Annotated in this window: 21 protein-coding genes, 1 tRNA gene and 2 riboswitches; of the genes, 11 read left to right on the top strand and 11 right to left on the bottom strand. The window is 71.8% G+C overall.

The features are described from left to right. Positions 1-6 precede the first annotated feature (6 nt). The 5 genes from ACAX67_RS04145 to ACAX67_RS04125 all read right to left on the bottom strand — a co-directional run bounded on the left by ACAX67_RS04145 (position 7) and on the right by ACAX67_RS04125 (position 3,420). Entirely contained in the window at positions 7-567 is a 561-nt protein-coding gene (locus tag ACAX67_RS04145) for a DNA-3-methyladenine glycosylase I (protein WP_370702545.1), read from the bottom strand. A gap of 40 nt (positions 568-607) precedes the next feature. After that, positions 608-985 carry a VOC family protein gene (locus tag ACAX67_RS04140; protein ID WP_370702544.1) on the bottom strand — a complete coding sequence of 126 codons (378 nt, stop codon included), beginning with the start codon at positions 983-985 and terminating at the stop codon, positions 608-610. An 88-nt stretch (positions 986-1,073) separates the two neighbouring features. Next, entirely contained in the window at positions 1,074-2,069 is a 996-nt protein-coding gene (locus ACAX67_RS04135; protein WP_370702543.1) for a pirin family protein, read from the bottom strand. Between the two features lie 106 nt (positions 2,070-2,175). Further along, entirely contained in the window at positions 2,176-2,823 is a 648-nt protein-coding gene (locus ACAX67_RS04130; RefSeq protein ID WP_370702542.1) for a hypothetical protein, read from the bottom strand. A 39-nt stretch (positions 2,824-2,862) separates the two neighbouring features. Beyond that, a complete protein-coding gene (locus ACAX67_RS04125) occupies positions 2,863-3,420 on the bottom strand; it encodes a hypothetical protein (protein WP_370702541.1) in 558 nt (185 codons plus the stop codon). Positions 3,421-3,712: 292 nt separating this feature from the next. Here ACAX67_RS04125 and ACAX67_RS04120 point away from each other — a divergent pair, with 292 nt between their 5' ends. From ACAX67_RS04120 to ACAX67_RS04075, 10 genes are all read left to right on the top strand, one after another. Next, complete coding sequence (locus tag ACAX67_RS04120) at positions 3,713-4,237, top strand: RDD family protein (RefSeq protein ID WP_370702540.1); 525 nt, start codon at positions 3,713-3,715, stop codon at positions 4,235-4,237. 66 nt (positions 4,238-4,303) lie between these two features. Continuing rightward, positions 4,304-4,771 (top strand): nitroreductase family deazaflavin-dependent oxidoreductase, encoded by a 468-nt coding sequence (locus ACAX67_RS04115; RefSeq protein ID WP_370702539.1) that lies wholly within the window; start codon positions 4,304-4,306, stop codon positions 4,769-4,771. A 75-nt stretch (positions 4,772-4,846) separates the two neighbouring features. Beyond that, on the top strand, positions 4,847-7,402 hold the full coding sequence (locus ACAX67_RS04110; RefSeq protein ID WP_370702538.1) for an AMP-binding protein: 2,556 nt from the start codon (positions 4,847-4,849) through the stop codon (positions 7,400-7,402). A 13-nt stretch (positions 7,403-7,415) separates the two neighbouring features. Then, on the top strand, positions 7,416-8,426 hold the full coding sequence (locus ACAX67_RS04105; protein ID WP_370702537.1) for an iron ABC transporter substrate-binding protein: 1,011 nt from the start codon (positions 7,416-7,418) through the stop codon (positions 8,424-8,426). Positions 8,427-8,536: 110 nt separating this feature from the next. Beyond that, the gene (locus ACAX67_RS04100) at positions 8,537-9,994 is read left to right on the top strand and encodes an ABC transporter permease (protein WP_370702536.1); all 1,458 of its coding nucleotides are present in this window, start codon (positions 8,537-8,539) and stop codon (positions 9,992-9,994) included. Next, complete coding sequence (locus ACAX67_RS04095; protein ID WP_370702535.1) at positions 9,991-11,058, top strand: ABC transporter ATP-binding protein; 1,068 nt, start codon at positions 9,991-9,993, stop codon at positions 11,056-11,058. Before ACAX67_RS04100 ends, ACAX67_RS04095 begins: the two co-directional genes overlap by 4 nt. Before the next feature lie 104 nt (positions 11,059-11,162). Continuing rightward, a riboswitch (glycine riboswitch) is annotated at positions 11,163-11,261 on the top strand. Position 11,262: 1 nt separating this feature from the next. Then, positions 11,263-11,365: riboswitch (glycine riboswitch) on the top strand. A gap of 56 nt (positions 11,366-11,421) precedes the next feature. Beyond that, entirely contained in the window at positions 11,422-12,534 is a 1,113-nt protein-coding gene (gene gcvT, locus ACAX67_RS04090; RefSeq protein WP_370702534.1) for a glycine cleavage system aminomethyltransferase GcvT, read from the top strand. A 47-nt stretch (positions 12,535-12,581) separates the two neighbouring features. Continuing rightward, on the top strand, positions 12,582-12,950 hold the full coding sequence (gene gcvH, locus ACAX67_RS04085; RefSeq protein WP_370702533.1) for a glycine cleavage system protein GcvH: 369 nt from the start codon (positions 12,582-12,584) through the stop codon (positions 12,948-12,950). Next, complete coding sequence (glyA, locus tag ACAX67_RS04080; protein ID WP_370702532.1) at positions 12,947-14,239, top strand: serine hydroxymethyltransferase; 1,293 nt, start codon at positions 12,947-12,949, stop codon at positions 14,237-14,239. The genes gcvH and glyA overlap by 4 nt, the downstream gene beginning before the upstream one ends. Before the next feature lies 1 nt (position 14,240). Next, a complete protein-coding gene (locus tag ACAX67_RS04075) occupies positions 14,241-15,647 on the top strand; it encodes an L-serine ammonia-lyase (protein WP_370702531.1) in 1,407 nt (468 codons plus the stop codon). Between the two features lie 12 nt (positions 15,648-15,659). Here the strand turns inward: ACAX67_RS04075 and ACAX67_RS04070 are convergent, their stop codons facing one another. Both ACAX67_RS04070 and ACAX67_RS04065 read right to left on the bottom strand, forming a co-directional pair. Beyond that, positions 15,660-16,313, bottom strand: a complete 654-nt coding sequence (locus ACAX67_RS04070; RefSeq protein WP_370702530.1) for a PAS and ANTAR domain-containing protein — start codon at positions 16,311-16,313, stop codon at positions 15,660-15,662. Positions 16,314-16,494: 181 nt separating this feature from the next. Next, positions 16,495-16,576: transfer RNA gene (locus tag ACAX67_RS04065), tRNA-Tyr, on the bottom strand. 120 nt (positions 16,577-16,696) lie between these two features. On the opposite strand from ACAX67_RS04065, the gene ACAX67_RS04060 reads away from it, so the two are divergent. Then, positions 16,697-17,188, top strand: a complete 492-nt coding sequence (locus tag ACAX67_RS04060; RefSeq protein ID WP_370702529.1) for a YajQ family cyclic di-GMP-binding protein — start codon at positions 16,697-16,699, stop codon at positions 17,186-17,188. A 50-nt stretch (positions 17,189-17,238) separates the two neighbouring features. Here ACAX67_RS04060 and ACAX67_RS04055 read toward each other — a convergent pair whose 3' ends face one another. From ACAX67_RS04055 to ACAX67_RS04040, 4 genes are all read right to left on the bottom strand, one after another. Beyond that, complete coding sequence (locus ACAX67_RS04055; RefSeq protein WP_370702528.1) at positions 17,239-17,628, bottom strand: hypothetical protein; 390 nt, start codon at positions 17,626-17,628, stop codon at positions 17,239-17,241. A 2-nt stretch (positions 17,629-17,630) separates the two neighbouring features. Next, complete coding sequence (locus tag ACAX67_RS04050; RefSeq protein ID WP_370702527.1) at positions 17,631-18,452, bottom strand: hypothetical protein; 822 nt, start codon at positions 18,450-18,452, stop codon at positions 17,631-17,633. A 171-nt stretch (positions 18,453-18,623) separates the two neighbouring features. Next, positions 18,624-18,992 (bottom strand): hypothetical protein, encoded by a 369-nt coding sequence (locus ACAX67_RS04045; protein WP_370702526.1) that lies wholly within the window; start codon positions 18,990-18,992, stop codon positions 18,624-18,626. Then, on the bottom strand, positions 18,992-19,807 hold the full coding sequence (locus ACAX67_RS04040; protein ID WP_370702525.1) for a hypothetical protein: 816 nt from the start codon (positions 19,805-19,807) through the stop codon (positions 18,992-18,994). Before ACAX67_RS04040 ends, ACAX67_RS04045 begins: the two co-directional genes overlap by 1 nt. Positions 19,808-19,833: the final 26 nt, after the last annotated feature.

Here is a 19,833-nt window from a genome sequence, read left to right as displayed (position 1 = left end):
GTTAGGTCAGCGAGCGCCCTGGCGGTGGCAACCCGGCACGTGCGGGTCGAAGAGCCCCAGCGCCTGCATCAGCGCGAAGGCGGTCGTGGGCCCGACGAAGGCGAAGCCGCGCCGCTTCAGCTCCTTGGCCATCGCCACCGACTCCGGCGAGGTGGTGGCGTCCGGGGCGGGCACCGCGTCGGGGGCGAAGCCCAGCAGCAGCCGCTCCAGTCCCTCGGCGTCGCGCAGGCCGACGGTCGCCCGCGCGTTCTGCACGGTCGCCAGGATCTTCGCGCGGTTGCGCACGATGCGCGCGTCACCCATCAGCCGCTCGACATCGGCCTCGCCGAAGCCGCTGACCGCGTCGGCGTCGAAGCCCACGAAGACCTCGCGGAAGGCGGGCCGCTTGGCCAGGATCGTCGCCCACGACAGGCCCGACTGGAAGGCCTCGAGCGTCATCCGCTCGAAGTACGCCGACTCACCGCTGACGGTCCGACCCCACTCCTCGTCGTGGTAGTCGCGCATCGGGCCCGGGCCGCCGGCCCACGCGCAGCGTCCTACCCCGTCCTCGCCGACCACCGGTCCCATGGGCGTCACTATGCCGCGCGGGTCCGACAGCGCTCGGAGGTCAGCCGCCGTACGGCACCGTGATGATCTCGAGGCGATGGCCGTCGGGCGCGTCCCAGTAGACCCCGCGACCGCCGTCGTTGTGGTTGATCCGGCCGGGTTCGCGCCCGAACGGGTCGGCCCAGTAGGTCAGGCCGCGCTCCTCGATCCGCGCGAGGATGGCGTCGAAGTCGTCGTCGGAGACCAGGAACGCGTAGTGCTGCGGCTGGAACGGCTCGGGGTCGTGCAGGACGTCGAGGCTGACCCCGTTGGCCATCCTGACCTCCCGGAACGGTCCGTAGGTCTCCGCCTCGGGCAGGCCGAGGACGTCGGTGAGGAACGTCGCCGTCGCGTCCCTGTCAGAGGCGTGCACGATCGTGTGGTTGAGCTCGACGGCCATCAGTGGGCTCCCTTCGGGACCGGGACGGGCAGGAGGACGGCGGGCACGATCGTCGCGGCGTCGACGCGGTCGCGGCGCGCCTGGCGACCTAGCGGCGTTCCCTGAGCCGCGCGTTGGGGAGCTCCGGGGCCGGGATCGGGCGCAACCGGTCGCCCGCGACGATCCCGAACCGTCCGTCGTCGACCTGGGAGGCGTCGGGCACCACCGCGCCCTCGCGGACGATCTGGGCCTGCCACTCCTCGCGGAAGCCGACGACCTCCTCGTGCGTGCGGCCGACGAAGTTCCACCACATGACGATCGACTCGCCGAAGGGCGGGCCGCCGAGCACCAGCACGCGGGCCCCCTCGTCCCCGGCCACCACGGCGAGGGTGCCGTCGCCGGGGGGCACGTAGGCGAGCTCGGCCGGCTTCGCCGTCACGCCGTCCACCGTCACCGAGCCGCGGTCGACGAGGACGCCGTGCTCGAACGACGGGTCGACCTCCAGGGGCAGGATCACGCCCGGCTCGAGGACGACCTCGGCGCCCAGCAACGGGGTGAAGGTCGCCACCGGTGAGGTGTCGCCGAGCAGGGACCCGAGGAACACCCGTCCTCGCCAGCCCTCGCCGGCCAGCTCCGACGGTGCGTAGTGCTCGAAGCCCGGGTCGGTGTCCCGGGCGGCGTCGGGCAGCGCGACCCACAGCTGGGCGCCGTGGAGCGTGGTCGTCGTCGCTGTCGAGACCTCGGAGTGGCTGATCCCGCGCCCGGCGGTCATCAGGTTCACCTCGCCGGGTCGGACCATCGCGTGGTGACCGGCGCTGTCGCGGTGCTCGATCTCGCCCTCGAAGAGCCAGCTCACGGTCTGCAACCCCGTGTGCGGGTGCGGTGCGACCGACATCCCGCCGGTCTCGGCCACCGGGTCGGGCCCGTAGTGGTCGAGGAAGCACCACGCGCCGATGAGGCTGCGCTGCCGCTGGGGCAACGTCCGTCGTACGGGCATCGCGCGCAGCCCGCCCAGCGGCACCTCGCGCGGCGTCATGATCTCCACCGCGGTCGCCTCGGCCCCTGCGCACACCAGCTCGTCGGGCCGGGCCTCCTCGTTGCTCACCCCTCCATCCAACCCTGCAGGGCCGAAATCGGGATAGTCCCCCACGTTCGGCACCTCGATCCGGGGAAATCGGGTGCCGTACGTGGGGGACTATCCCGCGGATCGACTACGAGTCCTGCGCGCGCCGCTGCTGGTCGTCAAGGAGGCTGGAGATGTCGCGCGGCCGGTAGTCGTCGAACCTGGCCGGCGTCGTCCGGCGGTAGTAGTCGAGCGGGTCGACCTTGCCCGACCGCTCGAAGTGATCGACGCGCTCCCTCAGCCCGGCGAGGAACTCCGGGTGGAGCCGGGTGCCGAGGAGCAGCTGGGCGAGTGCCGAGGGACCGGCGAGCGGGAGCCCACCGTTGCCGAGGAGCTGGCCGTGCTCGTCGTCGGTGAGCTCGGTCGGCAGGAGCCAGCGGGCGAGCTCGTCGGCGAAGCCACGGGCATCGGCGAACCGCTGGGAGCCCCCCGCGATCGTGGCCTTCATGGCCTCGAGGGTCTCGACCATCTCGAGCGGGAAGGTCTGGGAGCGGTCAGCGGCGAACCCGGCGAGGCGGAGCAGGCGTGCGGTCTCGCGCGGCCCCAGCTCCTCGAACAGCTCGGCGGCCAGCGCCTGGTCGTCCTTGCGGGCCCCGAGGAGCGCGCCCCAGGCGATCAGGTCGGCGGGCTGGGAGTCCTGGCTGAGCGAGCGCGCCTGACCGGCCAGGTCGGTGGCCGAGGGCGCCTCGGGCGTCTCGGACGATCGATCCGGCCGTGCACTCGTCCGCGTCGTCACACCGGCCGGGTACCCCGCCGCGCACCGGTTGAAACACGGTCAGCAGGAGCCGTCGACCGGATCGACCCCGGTGACCCGCCACGACCCCACGATGTTGGTCACCTCCACGTGCTCGGGCGCGCGCGTCGCCTCGCCCAGCTGGGTCGGTGCGCCGTCGGGCACCTGCAGCTGCGTCGCGTCGATGCAGACGTCGATGAGCAGGCGGTCGCCGTGGGGCTCGGCCCGCACGAATTCCACGGTCACGTCGCCCGCGTAGGTGCCCCTGCCGTCGTACGCACGGAGCGCCTCGCGGTAGGGGTCGACGACGCGCGCGGTCGCGTTGAACGAGAGGAGACGGGAGACCCGACCCTCGCGGGCGGTCAGCCGCCGGCCGCGCTCGAAGTCGACATAGGTCCGCAGAGCTCTCGCGTAGACGCCCTCGAGCTCGGGGGTGCCGACCAGGTCGACGCCTTCGTCGGGGTAGTCCGCCTCGTCCGCCGCGTCGGAGGTCGCCGACGAGCTCGGTCCGTCCGCGGTCGGCTCGTCGTCAGGCGTCGAGCAGCCGGCGAGCAGGAGCAGGAGCAGGGCGGACGGGACGGCGGTACGACGGGGACTCATCGCGTCCCACGCTAGCGGGCGGGTGTCGGAGAACCGGAGATTCTGCGCGCCACAGGATTGAACCGCCGCACCGCGGGGCAAGAACGCGCCGAAAGCAGTAAAAACAGCGGGTTGACCCCCTGACGGGCTGCGGTCGTCCATCCTAGTGTTGGCCGCAGCTGCACGGCGTGACTCGGTACGTCGGCATCCCCGCCCTTGACCAAGGAGCACATCGCGCATGTCCATGCCCCCGCAACCCCCCGGACCCCCGAGCCCGCCGCCTCCCGGAGGGCCCACCCCGCCTCCTGGCGGCATGCCCGGTGGCGGCTTCCCCGGAGCGCAGCCCGCGGGCGTGCCGCGTCCGGGCGAGCTCCTCAACCGCTTCCTCGCGCGGCTGATCGACCACGTGATCCTCGGCATCGTCTTCGTGCCCATCTGGATCGTGATCTCGATCGTCATCGGGGTCGCTCTCGACGGCTTCGCCGCCAGCTTCGTGTCCAACGCGATCATCGGCGTGCTCATCGCGGTCATCTACGTCGGCTACTTCGCCTACATGGAGTCCAGCCGCGGCCAGACCGTCGGCAAGATGCTGTTGAAGCTGCGGACCTACGGGCCCGACGGCGTGAGCAACCCGACGATGGAGCAGGCCGCGAGGCGCAGCTGCTACGCCGCCGCCTACGTGCTCTGGATCATCCCGATCCTCGGCCCGATCGTCGGCGGGCTCGCCCAGCTCGCGCTGATGATCTACATCGCGGTGACGCTCAACAGCGACGTCCCCGAGCACCAGGGCTGGCACGACAAGTTCGCCGGCGGCACCCGCGTCATGCAGGTCGGCTGACCCCAGCAGCACCCGGAAGGGGCGCCACCCGATCGGGGTGCCGCCCCTTTCGTCTACCTTTCGGTCATGGGCCTGCTCACTCCCGTCGCTGTCAAGATCGGCTCGATCTCCTGGATGCCGAAGCTGTTGCCACAGATCGTGTGGGCGGACAACGTGGTCCACAGGGTGACCCGCGACCGCTACGGGATCCTCGACATCGCGGGCCTGCCCAACCTGGTGCTGACCGTGCCGGGCCGCAAGAGCGGCATCCCCCGCTCGACGAACCTGCTGACCGTCCCCGACGGGGACGACTGGCTCATCGCGGGCTCCTACTTCGGCGCGCCCAAGACCCCGCTGTGGGTCGCGAACCTCCGCGCGACCGAGACGGCGGAGATCACCTACCGCAGGAAGGACCAGCGGGTCTCCTGGCGCGAGCTGTCGGGTGCGGACCGCGACGCGGCCTGGCAGACGATGCGCGCGACCTGGCCCAACTTCGACAAGTACGCCGAGCGCACCGACCGGCTGATCCCGGTCTTCCGCCTCACCGCCGTGTAACCCGGCTCACTCCCGTGCGGGTCCCGGTAGATGAGCGATGCCTAACTTTGGTTTGGCTCCCCTTATATTGACCGGGTGAGGCCGCAGTCGACGCGTGCGCCCGAGCGCACCGCCCCGCCCCGCACCGGGGTCGGCTTCGCCACCTCTCTGGCCGTCCACGGCCGACGGCCGGCTCTCGTCACCGGCTCCGCCGTCCTTTCGTACGACGGCCTGGCGGCCCTCGTCGCGCAGGCGCGGTCCGACCTCGGGGACGGCCACGAGCTGGTGGGGCTGCGCCCGTCGCCGACGCTGGAGTTCGTCGTCGCCTACCTGGCCGCGCTGGCGGGTGGCCACACGGTCCTGCTGTCCCGCGACGAGGTCCTCCCCCGCGCCTACGGCGCGAGCCGCGGGTGGGCCGAAGGCGGCTTCGTGCCGACCGGTCGCACGGCACCGGCCCTCCATCCCGACCTCCGGCTCCTCCTCAGCACCTCCGGCTCGACCGGCTCCCCCAAGCTGGTGCGCCTCTCGCAGGCCAACCTCGACAGCAACGCCGGGGCGATCGCCGACTACCTCGGCCTGACGCCGGCCGACCGCGCGCTGACCACGCTGCCCCTCGACTACTGCTACGGGCTGTCGGTGCTGCACAGCCACCTCGCCGTCGGTGCGTCCGTCGTGCTGAGCGACCTCTCGGTGAGCGACCGCGCGCTGTGGGACCTCGCCCGCGCGGCGGGCGTGACGTCGTACGCGGGGGTGCCCTACACCTTCGACCTGCTCGACACCGCCGGCTGGCCCGAGGTCCCGACCCTGCGCACGGTGACCCAGGCGGGCGGGCGGCTCGCGCCGGAGCGGGTGCGGGCGGTGGCCGAGCGCGGGCACCGTGAGGGCTGGGACCTGGTGGTGATGTACGGCCAGACGGAGGCCACCGCACGGATGGCCTACCTCCCGCCCGACCTGGCGCGGGACAACCCCACCGCGATCGGGATCGCGATCCCCGGGGGCGACCTCCGGCTCGCCCCTGTGGCCGGACAGCCGGCCGGCGTCGGCGAGCTGGTCTACACCGGCCCCAACGTGATGATGGGCTACGCCCACGGCGTCACCGACCTCGCCGACGGCCCCGGCCCCGACGAGCTCCGCACCGGCGACCTCGCCCGCATCACGACGGACGGTCTCTTCGAGATCGTCGGCCGGTCCTCGCGCTTCGCGAAGCTCTTCGGACAGCGGCTCGACCTCGACCGGCTCGAGACGCTGCTGACCCTCGGCGACCACGAGATCGCGTGCGCGGAGTCCGCCGACGCCACCCGGCTGGTCGTCGCACTGGCCGGCGACCCCGACCCGCTCGCGGTCGAGGAGATCGCGACGATGGCGGCCGCGACCACCGGGCTGCCGCCGCACGCGATCACGGTGGTGCCGGTGCCGGCGGTGCCCCGCCTGCCCAACGGGAAGGTCGACCAGGCGGCCGTCTCGCGGCTCCGGCTCCGGACCGAGAGCGCGCCCGAGCGCTCGGCGACCGAGTCGCTCACCGCCCTCTACGGCGCGGTCCTGCGGCGCCAGCAGGTGCGCCCGCACGACACGTTCGCAGGCCTCGGCGGCGACTCGCTGTCGTACGTCGAGCTGGCCCTGCGGCTCGAGCGCCGCCTCGGCCGGCTTCCCGCCGACTGGCCCGAGCGCCCGATCGGCGACCTCGCCGGGCTCGCGCCCGCCTCTCCCGTGCGCCGTTCACGGTGGGTCGCGCTCGACACCAGCATCGTGCTGCGGGCGGCGGCGATCGTGATGATCGTCGGCAGCCACACCAACCTCTTCGTCCTGCTCGGCGGTGCGCACGTGCTGCTCGGCGTCGCCGGCGCGAACTTCGCGCGGTTCCACCTCGGATCCGAGGCGGGCGCCCGAGGTCGCAACATCACCCGCTCGCTGGCGCGCATCGCGGTGCCGACCGCGGTCTGGGTGAGCGCGGTCTGCCTGGTCAGCGGCGAGTACGGCTGGCGCAACGTGCTGCTGCTCAACGACGCGCTCGGCAGCCGTCGCTGGCAGGAGCCGGAGTGGCACTTCTGGTTCATCGAGGTGCTCGTCTACGTGACCGTGGCGGCCGGCCTGGTGACCGCGGTCCCGCTCGTCGCCGCGTGGGAGCGCCGCTCGCCGTACTGGTTCGCCGTCGGGCTCGTCGTCACGACCCTGGTGCCGCGGTTCTGGGCGACCTCGACCGGCTACGGCGGCGACGTCATCCACTCCTCGCTCTTCGTCGCCTGGCTCTTCGCCGGCGGCTGGGCGGCGGTCCGGGCCGAGCACGCCGGCCACCGGCTGCTGCTCTCCCTGCTGCTCGTGCTCGGCGTCCACGGCCTCTTCGACGACCCGACCCGGGAGGCGACGGTCGTGCTCGGCCTGCTCGTGCTCGTCTGGCTGCCGACCGTGCCGGTCCCCCGCCTCGCCGTCGGCGCCCTCGGCCAGCTCGCCGGCGCCTCCTTCTCCATCTACCTGACCCACTGGCAGGTCTACCCGCACCTGGAGGACCGGTGGCCGCTCGGCGGACTGCTCGCCTCCGTCGCGGTCGGCATCCTCGCCTGGAGGGCCATGGACCTGGTGACCCGCTCCGTTCCCCGCCTCGGTCACCGCTCCGCGGGGTACCGCGCGCTCTGTAACCTCCGCACGACGAGATGATCAAGGAACAACGATGAAGACCCTCCGCACGGCCCTCGGCCTCGCCGCGCTGTCCCTCGTCGTCCCGGCGCTCACCGCGTGCGGCGACGACGGCCCGACGCTGGTGATCTACAACGCGCAGCACGAGCAGCTGCTCGACGAGATCGCCCCGGCGTTCGAGAAGGAGACGGGCATCAACGTCGAGCTCCGCAACGGCAGCGACCTCGAGCTGTCCAACCAGCTCGTGCAGGAGGGCGACGCGACCAAGGCCGACGTCTTCCTCACCGAGAACTCACCGGCCATGTCGCAGGTCGAGGCCGCCGGCCTGCTCGCCGCGCTGCCGAGCGCCACCCTCGACAAGATCCCGGCCGACTACCGACCGCCCAGCGGCGACTGGACCGGGTTCGTCGCCCGCTCCACGGTGCTCGTCTACAACACCGACGACGTCGAGGAGTCCGACCTCCCGGCCTCGATCCTCGACCTGGCCGACCCCGCGTGGGACGGCAAGATCTGCTTCTCCCCGACCGGCGCGGACTTCCAGGCGATCGTGGCCGCTGTGCTGGAGATCGAGGGCGAGGACGCCACGAAGCAGTGGCTCGAGGGCATCAAGGCCAACGGCACGACGTACGACGGCAACAACGTCGTCCTCGAGTCGGTGAACTCCGGCGAGTGCGAGGTCGGCATCGTCTACCACTACTACTGGGCGCGGGACCGCGCCGAGAGCGGCGACGTCAGCGACCACAGCGCTCAGTACTACTTCGGCGACCAGGACCCGGGCGCCTTCGTGAGCGTCTCCGGTGCGGGTGTGCTCGACTCCAGCGACATGAAGAAGGAGGCCCAGCAGTTCGTCGACTTCCTCGTCAGCGAGAAGGGCCAGCAGATCATCGCGGACAGCTACGCGCTGGAGTACCCGCTCAATCCCGCGGTCTCCCTCGACGATGACAACGTCAAGCCCTTCAAGCAGCTGCAGCCGCCGCCGGTCAACGTGTCCGACCTCGACGCCAAGGCGGTCGTCGACCTGCTGACCGAGGTCGGATTCCTCTGAGCACCCTGGCGCCACCGGAGCAACGCACGACGAGGCATCCTCGGCCGCTGGCCGGGGGTGCCTCGCCCGCGCTGCTGCTCGTCGGCCTCGCGGTCGCGACCCTGGCTCTGGTGCCGCTCGGCTACGTCATCGCGACCACCGCCGACCTGGGCCGCCAGGAGGCGGTCGACTTCCTGTGGCGTCCCCGCATCGGTGAGCTGCTGTGGAACACCGTGCGGCTGCTGGTCGCCGGGGTCGCCGCGAGCACCGTGCTCGGCGTCGCCGGCGCCTGGGTGGTGGAGCGCACCGACGTACCGCTGCGCGGGTGGTGGCACGGCGTGCTGTGCGCGCCGCTGGCCGTGCCCGCCTTCGTCAACGGCTACGGCTGGGTGTCGACCACCCACGCGGTGCAGTCCTTCCCGGGCGCGGTCATGGTCGTGACGCTCTCCTACTACCCGCTGGTCTACCTGCCCACGGTCGCGGCGCTGCGCCGGCTCGACCCGGCGGTCGAGGAGGTCGCCACCTCGCTGGGCCGCAGCGGGTGGAGCGTCTTCGTGCGGGTGACGCTGCCCGCCGTGAGTCCGGCGGTCCTCGGCGGCGCGCTGCTGGTGGGCCTCCACCTCCTGGCCGAGTACGGCGCCCTGCAGCTGCTCAACTACCCGACCCTGACGACGGCGATCCTCCAGCAGTACGCGACCGTCTTCAACGGTCCCGAGGCGACGCTGCTCGCGCTCGTGCTGGTCACGTTCTGCCTGCTCCTGCTGGGGATCGAGGCGCTGCTGCGCGGGCACCGTCGTCGCGCCCGCGTCGGCTCGGGCAGCAGCGGCGACCCGGTGCGCGTCCGCCTCGGCCGGGTCAAGGTCCCGGTGCTCCTGGCCCTGACCGCCCTGGCGGGATGGTCGCTGCTCGTACCGCTCGGCGCACTGGTCCGCTGGCTGGTGCGCGGCACCTCGACCACCGTCGACCTCGGCGAGCTCCTCTCCGCCGCCGGGACGACGATGCTGCTCGCGCTGATCGGGGGGCTGACCGCGACGGTCGTCGCGGTGCCCGTCGTGTGGCTGGCCGTGCGCCACCGGGGGCTGCTCACGACCGCGATCGAACGCAGCGTCTACACCGCCAGCGCCATGCCCGGCATCGTGATCGCGCTGGCGCTGGTCACGGTCAGCATCCGCGTGCTGCCGGGTCTCTACCAGACGGTCGTCGTGCTGCTCGTCGGCTACACGATCCTCTTCCTGCCGCGAGCCGTGGTGAGTGTCCGGTCGACCTTCGAGCTGGTCCCTCCTGGTCTCGAGGACGTCGCCCGCAACCTCGGCTGCAGCGGCGTGGGGGTCGCGCGCCGGGTGACGCTGCCGCTCGTGCTGCCCGGGCTCGCCTCGGCCACCGCCCTCGTCGCGCTGGCGGTGGCCACCGAGCTCACCGCGACCCTCCTCCTCGCTCCGCTCGGCACCGACACCCTCGCCACCCGGTTCTGGTCCGACGCCGCCGCGATCGAGTACGGCGCCGCCGCCCCCTATGCTCTTGCGCTGATCGTGCTGTCGATCCCCTCGACGTGGATCCTGGGAAGCCTGAGCGTGAGGAACGGGTCATGACCAGCGGCTCGCACCCGCCCGCGGCGCTCGAGATCGAAGGACTCGAGGCCGGCTACGGCCGCACCGCCGTGCTGCGGGGACTCGACCTCGCGGTCGGCGACGGCGTGACCGCCATCCTCGGCCCCTCCGGCTGCGGCAAGACCACCCTGCTGCGATCGGTCGCCGGGTTCGTCTCGCCGACCGCAGGCACGGTGCGGCTCGCCGGCACCGAGGTCGTCAGCGGGCGGCGCGCGATGCCCGCCCGACTGCGGGCGATCGGCTACGTGCCCCAGGACGGCGCGCTCTTCCCCCACCTCTCCGTCGCGCGCAACGTCGCCTTCGGGCTGCCGCGCGCCGAGCGCGGCGACAGCTCCGCGCGGGTCGCGGAGATGCTCGACCTGGTCGAGCTGCCCCGCAGCATGGCCGGCCGCTACCCCCACGAGCTGTCCGGCGGGCAGCAGCAACGGGTCGCCCTGGCTCGCGCGCTCGCGCCGCGGCCCGGGCTGGTGCTGCTCGACGAGCCGTTCTCCTCCCTCGACGCGTCCCTGCGCGAGGACACCGGCCGCGCCGTCGTACGCGCGCTGCGCACGGCCGGTGCCGCGGCCCTCCTGGTCACCCACGACCAGGGCGAGGCGCTGTCGCTCGCCGACCAGGTCGCGGTGATGATGGACGGCGCGTTCCTGCAGGTGGCCTCGCCCACGGCGGTCTACCTGACGCCCGCAGAGCCCCGGGTGGCCTCGTTCCTCGGGCACGCCTCGCTCGTGGAGGGCGAGGTCGTCAACCACACCGAGGCACGCTGCGCGCTCGGCGTGCTGCCGCTGCGCACGGCGCGCGAGGCCGGGCTGGTGCGGCTCGCCGTCCGCGCGGAGCAGATCCAGATCCGCAACGCCAGCACGGCTGGAGGCGGCGACGGTGCCCCGGCGGAGGTCGTCGACATCAGCTTCTACGGCCACGACGCGACGGTCCGCGTCCGACTGGACTCCGGCGAGGAGCTCGCCGCGCGCACGCCCGCCACGTCGGTGCCCACACCCGGCGACCGGGTGTGGGTCGGCGTCGTCGGCGACGTCGTCGCCTTCACGGTCTGACCGGGCGCCCACCGGGGCGCCGTCGGAGCAGCGACCGGGCGCCGGGTTGACCTCCTGGCACGGCGTTGCCTACGGTCCGTCCTACAACTTCACACCGCGCCGTTCGAACCGCAGCGGGAGAGTCCTCGTCCTCACCAGGAGCGAGGCGCCGAAGGAGCAAGTCTCCCCGAGAATCTCTCAGGCCCCGTTACCGCTGAGGCGAGGCGAACTCTGGAAAGACAGGTCACCCCCGTGCCCTGCACCCACGGTGCAAGCCGCCCATACCGCGACGGTGAAGCTCTCAGGTACCGATGACAGAGCGGGGAGGTCACCCATCCGCGGGTGCCGCGTCGCGCGGCACCACCACCAGGGAGCCTCCCGCACATGCCATCATCGGCGTCTCTTCAGACACCCCTGCACGCCCTCCACGAGGCGCTCGGCGCCTCGTTCACCGACTACGCCGGCTGGCAGATGCCGGTCCGCTACGGCTCGGAGACCGCCGAGCACCACGCGGTCCGCACCACGGCCGGGCTCTTCGACCTGTGCCACATGGGCGAGATCGAGGTCACCGGCACCGAGGCCGGCCGCGCCCTCGACCGTGCCCTGGTCGGCCGGCCCTCGGCCATCCCGGTCGGTCGCGCCCGCTACACGATGATCTGCGACGAGGACGGCGGCATCATCGACGACCTCGTCGTCTACCGCCTCGGTGACGACCGCTACCTCGTGGTGGCCAACGCGGCGAACACCGCTGTCGTCGCGGCCGCGCTCACCGAGCGTGCCGGGGGCTTCGACGCCACCGTGCGCGACGCCACCGACGACTGGGCACTGATCGCGGTCCAAGGGCCGACGGCCGCGGCCGTCGTGGCCGGCCTCACCGATCTCGACCTCACCACGCTGAAGTACTACGCGATCGCCGAGACCCGGCTCGCCGGCGCCGACGTCCTGCTCGCGCGTACGGGCTACACCGGGGAGGACGGGTTCGAGGTCTACTGCGCCTCCTCGGAAGCCGCCGCGACCTGGCTCGCGCTCGGCTCCGCCGGCGCGGAGCACGGCCTGGTGCCCGCCGGCCTGGCCTGCCGCGACACGTTGCGGCTCGAAGCCGGCATGGCGCTCTACGGGCACGAGCTGACGAGGAGGACGACGCCCTACGACGCCGGGCTCGGAAGGGTCGTCGTGCACGACAAGCCGGAGGGCTTCGTCGGCGACGCCGCCCTGCGGGCACGGGCCGCCGCCGAGCCGCGCGCCACCCTCGTCGGCCTGCGGCCGGCCGGACGACGGTCCCCGCGCGCCGGCTACACCGTCCTCGACCCGGCCACCGGCGAGGCGGCCGGCACGATCACCAGCGGGTCGCCCTCGCCGACGCTGGGCCACCCCGTGGCGATGGCGTACGTCGCCCCGCACCTCGCGACCGTCGGCCTCACCGTGCAGGTCGACGTGCGCGGCAGCCGGGAGGACGCCGAGGTCGTCGACCTGCCCTTCTACCAGCGGACCACCTAGGCGACCGCGTCGCCCACCCGCCCACCGACACCTCCAGGAGCACGACCATGACCAACCCCACCCACCTGAGCTACACCATCGAGCACGAGTGGCTCGAGACCACCGGCGACACCGCCCGCATCGGCATCACCGCCTTCGCCGCGGACGCGCTCGGCGACATCGTCTTCGTCGACCTCCCCGCCGTGCGGAGCACCGTCGTCGCCGGCACGCCGTGCGGCGAGCTCGAGTCCACCAAGTCCGTCAGCGACCTCTTCGCCCCCGTCGACGGAGAGGTCGTCGAGGTCAACCAGGCCGTCGTCGCCGACCCCAGCCTCCTCAACTCCGACCCGTTCGGAGCCGGCTGGCTCTTCGTCGTCCGGGTGACCCGTTCACCCGAGCTGCTCGACGCCGCCGCTTACGACGGGATCGCCCGATGAGCACCGTGCCGACCACGACCGGGAGCCACGACGAGCCGCTGGCGTCGTACGACCCCGAGGTGCACGCCGCGATCCGCGCCGAGCTCGGGCGTCAGCAGTCCACCCTGGAGCTGATCGCGTCGGAGAACTTCGCCCCCGTCGCGGTGATGGAGGCGCAGGGCTCGGTCCTGACCAACAAGTACGCCGAGGGCTACCCCGGCCGGCGCTACTACGGCGGCTGCGAGCACGTCGACGTGATCGAACGGCTCGCGATCGACCGCGTGAAGGGCCTCTTCGGGGCGGCGTACGCCAACGTGCAGCCGCACTCGGGCGCGCAGGCCAACGCGGCCACGATGTTCGCGCTGCTCGACCCGGGCGACACGATCCTCGGTCTCGACCTCGCCCACGGCGGCCACCTCACCCACGGCATGCGGATCAACTTCTCCGGCAGGCTCTACGAGGTCGCGGCGTACGGCGTCGACCCGCGCGACTTCCGCATCGACATGCGGGAGGTGGAGCGCCTCGCCCTGGAGCACCGGCCGAAGCTGATCGTAGCCGGCTGGTCGGCGTACCCGCGCCACCTCGACTTCCCGGAGTTCCGCCGCATCGCCGACCGGGTCGGCGCCTACCTGATGGTCGACATGGCGCACTTCGCCGGACTGGTCGCGGCGGGGCTGCACCCCAACCCGGTGCCGCACGCCGACGTGGTCACGACCACGACCCACAAGACGCTCGGCGGGCCGCGCGGCGGCGTGATCCTGACCGACCGGCCGGACCTCGCCAAGCGCTTCAACTCGGCGGTGTTCCCCGGCCAGCAGGGCGGTCCGCTCGAGCACGTGGTCGCGGCCAAGGCCGTCGGCTTCAGGATGGCCGCGTCGCCGGAGTTCCGCGAGCGCCAGGAGCGCACCCTGGTCGGCGCGCGGGTCATCGCCGAGCGACTGGGCACCCCGGGCCTCGCGCGCGCCGGCGTCTCGGTGGTCACCGGTGGCACCGACGTGCACCTGGTCCTCGTCGACCTGCGGCACTCGCTGCTCGACGGCCAGCAGGCCGAGGACCGGCTGCACGACATCGGCATCACGGTCAACCGCAACGCGGTGCCCTTCGACCCGCGGCCGCCGATGGTGACGTCGGGCCTCCGCATCGGCACGCCAGCCCTCGCGACGCGGGGGTTCGAGGAGGCAGACTTCGCGGAGGTGGCCGACATCATCGCGACCGCCCTGCAGCCGTCGTACGACGACGGTGCGGCCGCTTCCCTGCGCATCCGGGTCGCGACCCTCGCCGCCGCCCACCCCCTCTACCCGGAGCTGTGACGTGGCACTGAGCGTGTTCGACCTCTACTCGGTCGGCATCGGACCGTCGTCCTCGCACACGGTCGGCCCGATGCGGGCGGCGAAGACCTTCGTCGACGGTCTCGTCACCGACGGTGAGCTGTCCCGCGTCGGCCGCGTCCACGCCGAGCTCTTCGGCTCGCTGGGCGCCACCGGGCACGGTCACGGCTCGGAGTCGGCGGTGCTCCTCGGCCTGGAGGGCGAGGACCCGGCGACGGTCGACACCAGCCGTGCCAGCGGGCGGGTCGCGGTCGTGCGCGAGCGCGGCAGCCTGACCCTCGGCGGGGAGCGGGAGGTCGCCTTCGACGCCGACGTCGACCTGGTGATGCACCGCCGCGCGTCACTCCCGGCCCACCCCAACGGCATGGAGTTCACGGCGTACGACGCCGACGGCTCCGTCCTCCGGCAGCGCCGCTACTACTCCGTCGGCGGTGGGTTCGTGGTCGACGAGGGCGCGGAGGGTGCCGCCCGGGTCGTGCTCGACAGCACTCCCGTGCCGCACCCGTTCACGACCGGAGCGGAGCTGCTCGCGGCGTGCGCGTCGGCCGATGGCCGGGTCTCCGACCTGATGCTGGCCAACGAGGCGAGCTGGCGCGGCGAGGCCGAGACGCGCGCGGGCCTCCTGGAGATCTGGCGCGTCATGGCGGAGTGCGTGCAGTCGGGGTGCGATCGCGACCCGGTCACCGAGCCCCTGCTCCCGGGCGGGCTCCGCGTGCCGCGCCGGGCGCCGGCGCTCCACCGGGAGCTGCTCGCCGACGTCGGTTCATCGGACCCCCTACGGGTCATGGACTGGGTCAACCTCTTCGCCCTCGCCGTCAACGAGGAGAACGCGTCCGGCGGCCGGGTCGTCACCGCCCCGACCAACGGTGCGGCCGGGATCGTCCCCGCGGTCCTGCACTACTGGGTGCGGTTCGTCGCGCCGGCCGCGGGGCTGGACGAGGAGGCGGTCGACGACGGCATCGTGCGCTTCCTGCTGACCGCCGCGGCGATCGGGATCCTCTGCAAGACCAACGCATCGATCTCCGGTGCGGAGGTCGGTTGCCAGGGCGAGGTCGGCTCCGCCTGCGCGATGGCGGCCGGCGCGCTCTGCGAGCTGCTCGGCGGCTCGCCCGCCCAGGTCGAGAACGCCGCCGAGATCGGCATCGAGCACAACCTCGGCCTCACCTGCGACCCCGTGGGGGGTCTGGTCCAGATCCCGTGCATCGAGCGCAACGCGATCGCCAGCGTGAAGGCCATCAACGCCGCCCGCCTGGCGATGAACGGCACCGGCTCCCACCACGTCAGCCTCGACAAGGCCCTGAAGACCATGCGGGAGACCGGGCGCGACATGCACACCAAGTACAAGGAGACCGCGCGGGGCGGGCTCGCCGTCAACGTCATCGAGTGCTGACGGCACTCCTCGTCAGTCCGCGCCGAGGTGGCCTGACCACTTGCTGGTGAGGTCGAAGAGGAGCCGGTCGAGCGGCTGCTCGAGGTCGACGGCGATCCGGCGCGACTGCGCGGCCTCCATGAGTCGGCTCGCCAGGTCGCGGATCTTGACGTTGTGGTTCTTCGACCACCACTGCAGCATCGTGAACGCGGCGTCGGGCCCGAGACCGTAGACGAACATGAGCACGCCCTTGGCCTGCTCGATCGTGCTGCGCGACTCGTTCGACGCCTGGACGGCACGGGTCGCCTCGGCGCGGGCCTGCTCCTCGAAGTCGGCCGTCAGGTCGATGTAGTAGCCCTCGACGACCTTGATCTCCCCGCCGCCGCCGTACCCGCAGCCGGTGAGCACGACCTGCCGCTCCTGGTCGTCGGCGCGCATCAGCCGGTAGGAGACGGCGAACGAGCCGCCCTGGTTCGATGCCCTCTCGAGCTCGTCGCGGACGCGATCCACGTCATCGGGGTGCTTGCTCGCCATGATGAATTCGGTGGTCGGGCGCACGCTGCCCGGCTCGAGGCCGTGGATGCGGTAGACGTCGTCGTCCCAGTCCCAGGTCTCGTCCTGGACGTTGTAGGCGAACTGTCCCGTCGGACGGGACGTCCCGCCGGGCGTTGCTGGATCAAGGCTCAACGTCGGCCCTTCTGAACCACACGAGTCGGGCGCCAGCCTGCGGCTCGACCGGCGTCGCGGAGCATCGTATAGATCATCCGCACCCGACCGCTTCCCAGTCCTCGAAAAGCTCGCGAAACCGCATGGCAGACGCAACCGCCCCCGGCCGCAGGTTCACGGGCCGGGGGCGGTGCTGTCCCTGTGGCAGGTAGTGGATTCGAACCACTGTAGGCAATGCCGGCTGATTTACAGTCAGCTCCCTTTGGCCGCTCGGGCAACCTGCCAGGGTGTGTCGACGACCTGATTTCCGAGGCACGGGAGGCCCGAGGTTGGCGGGTCGACAACGACGCGAAACAATAGCGCAGCACGTGCCCGTCCAAGAAAACCAGGGGACTGAACTAGACATGGCCGATTCCTCCTTCGACATCGTCAGCAAGATCGACCGCCAGGAGGTCGACAACGCGCTCGGCCAGACGGCGCGGGAGGTCGCGACCCGCTTCGACTTCAAGGGCACCGGCGCCACCATCGAGTGGAAGGGCGAGCAGGCGATCGAGATCACAGCCTCGGCGGACGACCGGGCGAGTGCCGTGCTCAGCGTCTTCCAGGACAAGCTGATCAAGCGCAACCAGTCGCTGAAGATCCTCGACGCGTCCGAGCCCCGCCCGTCCGGCCAGCAGTCGAAGATCGCGATCACCCTCAAGGAGGGCATCACCTCCGAGGACGCCAAGAAGATCAGCAAGCTGATCCGCGACGAGGGCCCCAAGGGCGTCAAGGCCCAGGTCCAGGGCGACGAGCTCCGGGTGTCCTCGAAGAAGCGCGACGACCTCCAGGCCGTCCAGGCGCTGGTGAAGGCGCAGGACTACGACTTCGCGGTGCAGTTCACCAACTACCGCTGAGTCCACCTCGCGCTGGGCCGTGGCGAGCACGGCCCAGCGCAGGAGTCAGGTCAGCCGTCCGTGCGGCGGCCGGCAGCGCCGTTCACGCCACCCTTGTCGAGGCGGCGGGCGACGTGCCCGTTGCGCGGCGACCTCTTCTCCTTCGGGCCCTGGACCTGGGTCGGCGGACCGGGCCGGACCTTAGGCCCGGCGGGCTGGACGCCGAGGGGCGGCGCCTTGTAGGTCTTGGCCTGCGCCCCGGCGGGCGGTTGGGTGCCCTGCGGAGCGGCATGGACCTTGGCCGTCGAGGCGCCGGGCGGCGGCTGTCCGTGGCTGCCGCCCGCCGAGTCCGGCAGCGCCTGGGCGAGCGCCGGGACCGCGACCGCGGCTCCGCCGACCATCGCGAGTGTGGCGATGCCCGTGCGCCAGCGCACCGGTTGCGAGTGCCTCCGTCGCTGCATGGTCAGCACACCACCGTGAGGTGGAACGGCGAGTCCTGGCCGGCGGTGTTGGCCGCGTTGTGGATGTCGACGAAGACCGCGTTCGGGACCCCGGACCGCGGAGACACGTCGATGAACCCGCTCGCGGCGTTGCCCGCCGTGGTGGTGCCGATCGTCGCGTTGTAGACGCAGGACTGGACGTCGCGACCGAGGTCGACCTGGTAGAGGCCGGTGCCGAGGTGACTTGTAGTGACCGAGAACCCTTGGCTGTGGTGGAGGGTCCCGTCGGCGTTGACAGCTGCGCCGAGCACGGCGACGTCCTCGTTGCTGAGCCCGAAGTCGAGGATCTCGTCGGAGTCGATCGCGTCGGTGGCGATGTCCAGCGTCCCGAGCGTGTTGTCCTGGACGTCGTCGCCGGTCAGTGAATTGTCGGTGACGTCGGTGCCGGTGAGCGAGCCGTCCCCCACGTCGGCCGAGCCGATCGTCCCGTCGAGGATGTCCGCCGTGGTGACACCGCCGTCGGAGATGTCGTTGGTGACGATCGTGCCGTTCTTGATGTCGGCCGAGAGCACCGAGTCGTTGAGGATGTCGACGGACTTGATCGACTCGTTGAGGACGTCGGCGGTGGTGATCGACGCGTCGGCGATGTCACCGCCGGTGACGGTGCCGTTGAGGATGTCGACACTGGCGACGGTGCCGTCCTTGATGTCGACGCTCTGCACGCTGTTGTTGATGATGTCGGCGCTGCCGACCGTGTTCGCCGCGTAGGCGGTGCCGGTGGTCGCGACCAGCACGATCGCGGTGCCGGCCAGGACCTTGCCGAAGGTGGGTTGCGGGAGCCTCATGCGCTTGCCGTTTCCTGGAGAGGGTGGGGGCCCGAGACCGGCTCGCCGAACGAGCCTGATTTCGACGCTAGACCCGCCCCGCCCCTCTGTAATCAGCCTTACGGGCTAATACGACCCGGCGCATGACCGGGGCCCGACTCCCCCAAGGAGCCGGGCCCCGGTGCGCGGTTCTCAGCCCTTCTGGACCGGCAGGTTCTTCTTGCCGTGGTCCTTGGTCGGGCGCAGTCCCTTCACGCCGTTGTCGTGCTTGCTGTGCCGCAGCTGCTTGCCGAGCTTGATGCCGGTCGACTTCTGCGGGTACCTGTTCAGCGGCTGCTTCGGCACCGGGGCGAAGTGACCCTTGGCCACCGTGCCCCTGGTGCCGGCGGGGGGCTGCTTCGGCACGGGGGCGAAGTGGCTGGTCGCCACCGCGCCCTTGGCGCCCGGGGGCGGTTGGCCCGATTTGTCGGAGCCGGAGGCGGCTCCGATCGCGGGGGCCGCGATCACCACGGCCAGCACCGTCGCCCCGGCGGCGATGCCGTGCTTCAGGTGGAGCTGCATCAGCAGACCACCAGCAACTGGAACGCCGCGTTGACCAGCGTGCCCGTGGCGTCACGGGTCGTGGCGAACACCGCGTTGGGGTTGCCCGAACGGTCGGTCACACCGGTGATCGCACCACCGGCACCGCCGATGCCGCCCTCACCCTGGGTGGAGAAGTAGCCGCAGTTGGAGATGTTCCGCCCGAAGTCGACCTGGTAGGTGCCGGTGCCGAGCGAGGTGCCGGTCACCCCACCGCTGCTGCTGAAGATGCTCCCGTCACTGTTGACCTGGGCGTACAGGACACCGATGTCCTCGTTCGTCAGCCCGAAGTCGACGATCTCGCCGGCGTCGATCGAGTTGTCCGCGACCTCGGTCGCCTGGACCGAGTCGGTGGCGAGGTCGGAGCTGGTCAGCGACTCGTCGGCGACGTCGGCGCCGTCGAGGGAGCCGTCGGCCACGTCACCGCCGGTGATGGTGCCGTCGAGGATCTTCGCCGACGTGATGGTCTCGTTGGCGAGGTCGTTGCCGACCAACGTCCCGTTCTTGATGTCGGCGGACAGGATCGAGTCGTTGAGGATGTCCACCGACTTGAGCGACTCGTTGAGGATGTCGGCCGTCGACACGCTCGCGTCCGCGATGTCGCCGCTCTTGATCGACCCGTCGAGGATGTCGATCGACGCGATCGTGCCGTCCTTGATGTCGACGCTCTGGACGCTGTTGTTGATGATGTCGCCGCTGCCGACCGTGTTCGCCGCGTACGCCGTGCCGGTCGTCGCGACCAACAGCACCGCGGTGCCAGCGAGCACCTTGCCGAAGGTGGGTGTGGGAAGCCTCATGCGTTGCCGTCCTTGAGCCGGGGGGA

It is taken from the genome of Nocardioides candidus (genome assembly GCF_041321175.1).
GTDB lineage: Bacteria > Actinomycetota > Actinomycetes > Propionibacteriales > Nocardioidaceae > Nocardioides.
Note: the sequence above shows the minus strand (reverse complement) of the source record. Positions and strands in the feature narration are given on the sequence as shown.

Excerpts from the sequence above, each read along its gene's own strand:
- ACAX67_RS04145 (WP_370702545.1), bottom strand. The coding sequence starts at position 567 with ATGGGACCGGTGGTCGGCGAGGACGGGGTAGGACGCTGCGCGTGGGCC.
- ACAX67_RS04140 (WP_370702544.1), bottom strand. The coding sequence starts at position 985 with ATGGCCGTCGAGCTCAACCACACGATCGTGCACGCCTCTGACAGGGAC.
- ACAX67_RS04125 (WP_370702541.1), bottom strand. The coding sequence starts at position 3,420 with ATGAGTCCCCGTCGTACCGCCGTCCCGTCCGCCCTGCTCCTGCTCCTG.
- ACAX67_RS04120 (WP_370702540.1), top strand. The coding sequence starts at position 3,713 with ATGCCCGGTGGCGGCTTCCCCGGAGCGCAGCCCGCGGGCGTGCCGCGT.
- ACAX67_RS04115 (WP_370702539.1), top strand. The coding sequence starts at position 4,304 with ATGGGCCTGCTCACTCCCGTCGCTGTCAAGATCGGCTCGATCTCCTGG.
- ACAX67_RS04105 (WP_370702537.1), top strand. The coding sequence starts at position 7,416 with ATGAAGACCCTCCGCACGGCCCTCGGCCTCGCCGCGCTGTCCCTCGTC.
- ACAX67_RS04095 (WP_370702535.1), top strand. The coding sequence starts at position 9,991 with ATGACCAGCGGCTCGCACCCGCCCGCGGCGCTCGAGATCGAAGGACTC.
- gcvT (WP_370702534.1), top strand. The coding sequence starts at position 11,422 with ATGCCATCATCGGCGTCTCTTCAGACACCCCTGCACGCCCTCCACGAG.
- gcvH (WP_370702533.1), top strand. The coding sequence starts at position 12,582 with ATGACCAACCCCACCCACCTGAGCTACACCATCGAGCACGAGTGGCTC.
- glyA (WP_370702532.1), top strand. The coding sequence starts at position 12,947 with ATGAGCACCGTGCCGACCACGACCGGGAGCCACGACGAGCCGCTGGCG.
- ACAX67_RS04060 (WP_370702529.1), top strand. The coding sequence starts at position 16,697 with ATGGCCGATTCCTCCTTCGACATCGTCAGCAAGATCGACCGCCAGGAG.
- ACAX67_RS04055 (WP_370702528.1), bottom strand. The coding sequence starts at position 17,628 with ATGCAGCGACGGAGGCACTCGCAACCGGTGCGCTGGCGCACGGGCATC.
- ACAX67_RS04050 (WP_370702527.1), bottom strand. The coding sequence starts at position 18,452 with ATGAGGCTCCCGCAACCCACCTTCGGCAAGGTCCTGGCCGGCACCGCG.
- ACAX67_RS04045 (WP_370702526.1), bottom strand. The coding sequence starts at position 18,992 with ATGCAGCTCCACCTGAAGCACGGCATCGCCGCCGGGGCGACGGTGCTG.
- ACAX67_RS04040 (WP_370702525.1), bottom strand. The coding sequence starts at position 19,807 with ATGAGGCTTCCCACACCCACCTTCGGCAAGGTGCTCGCTGGCACCGCG.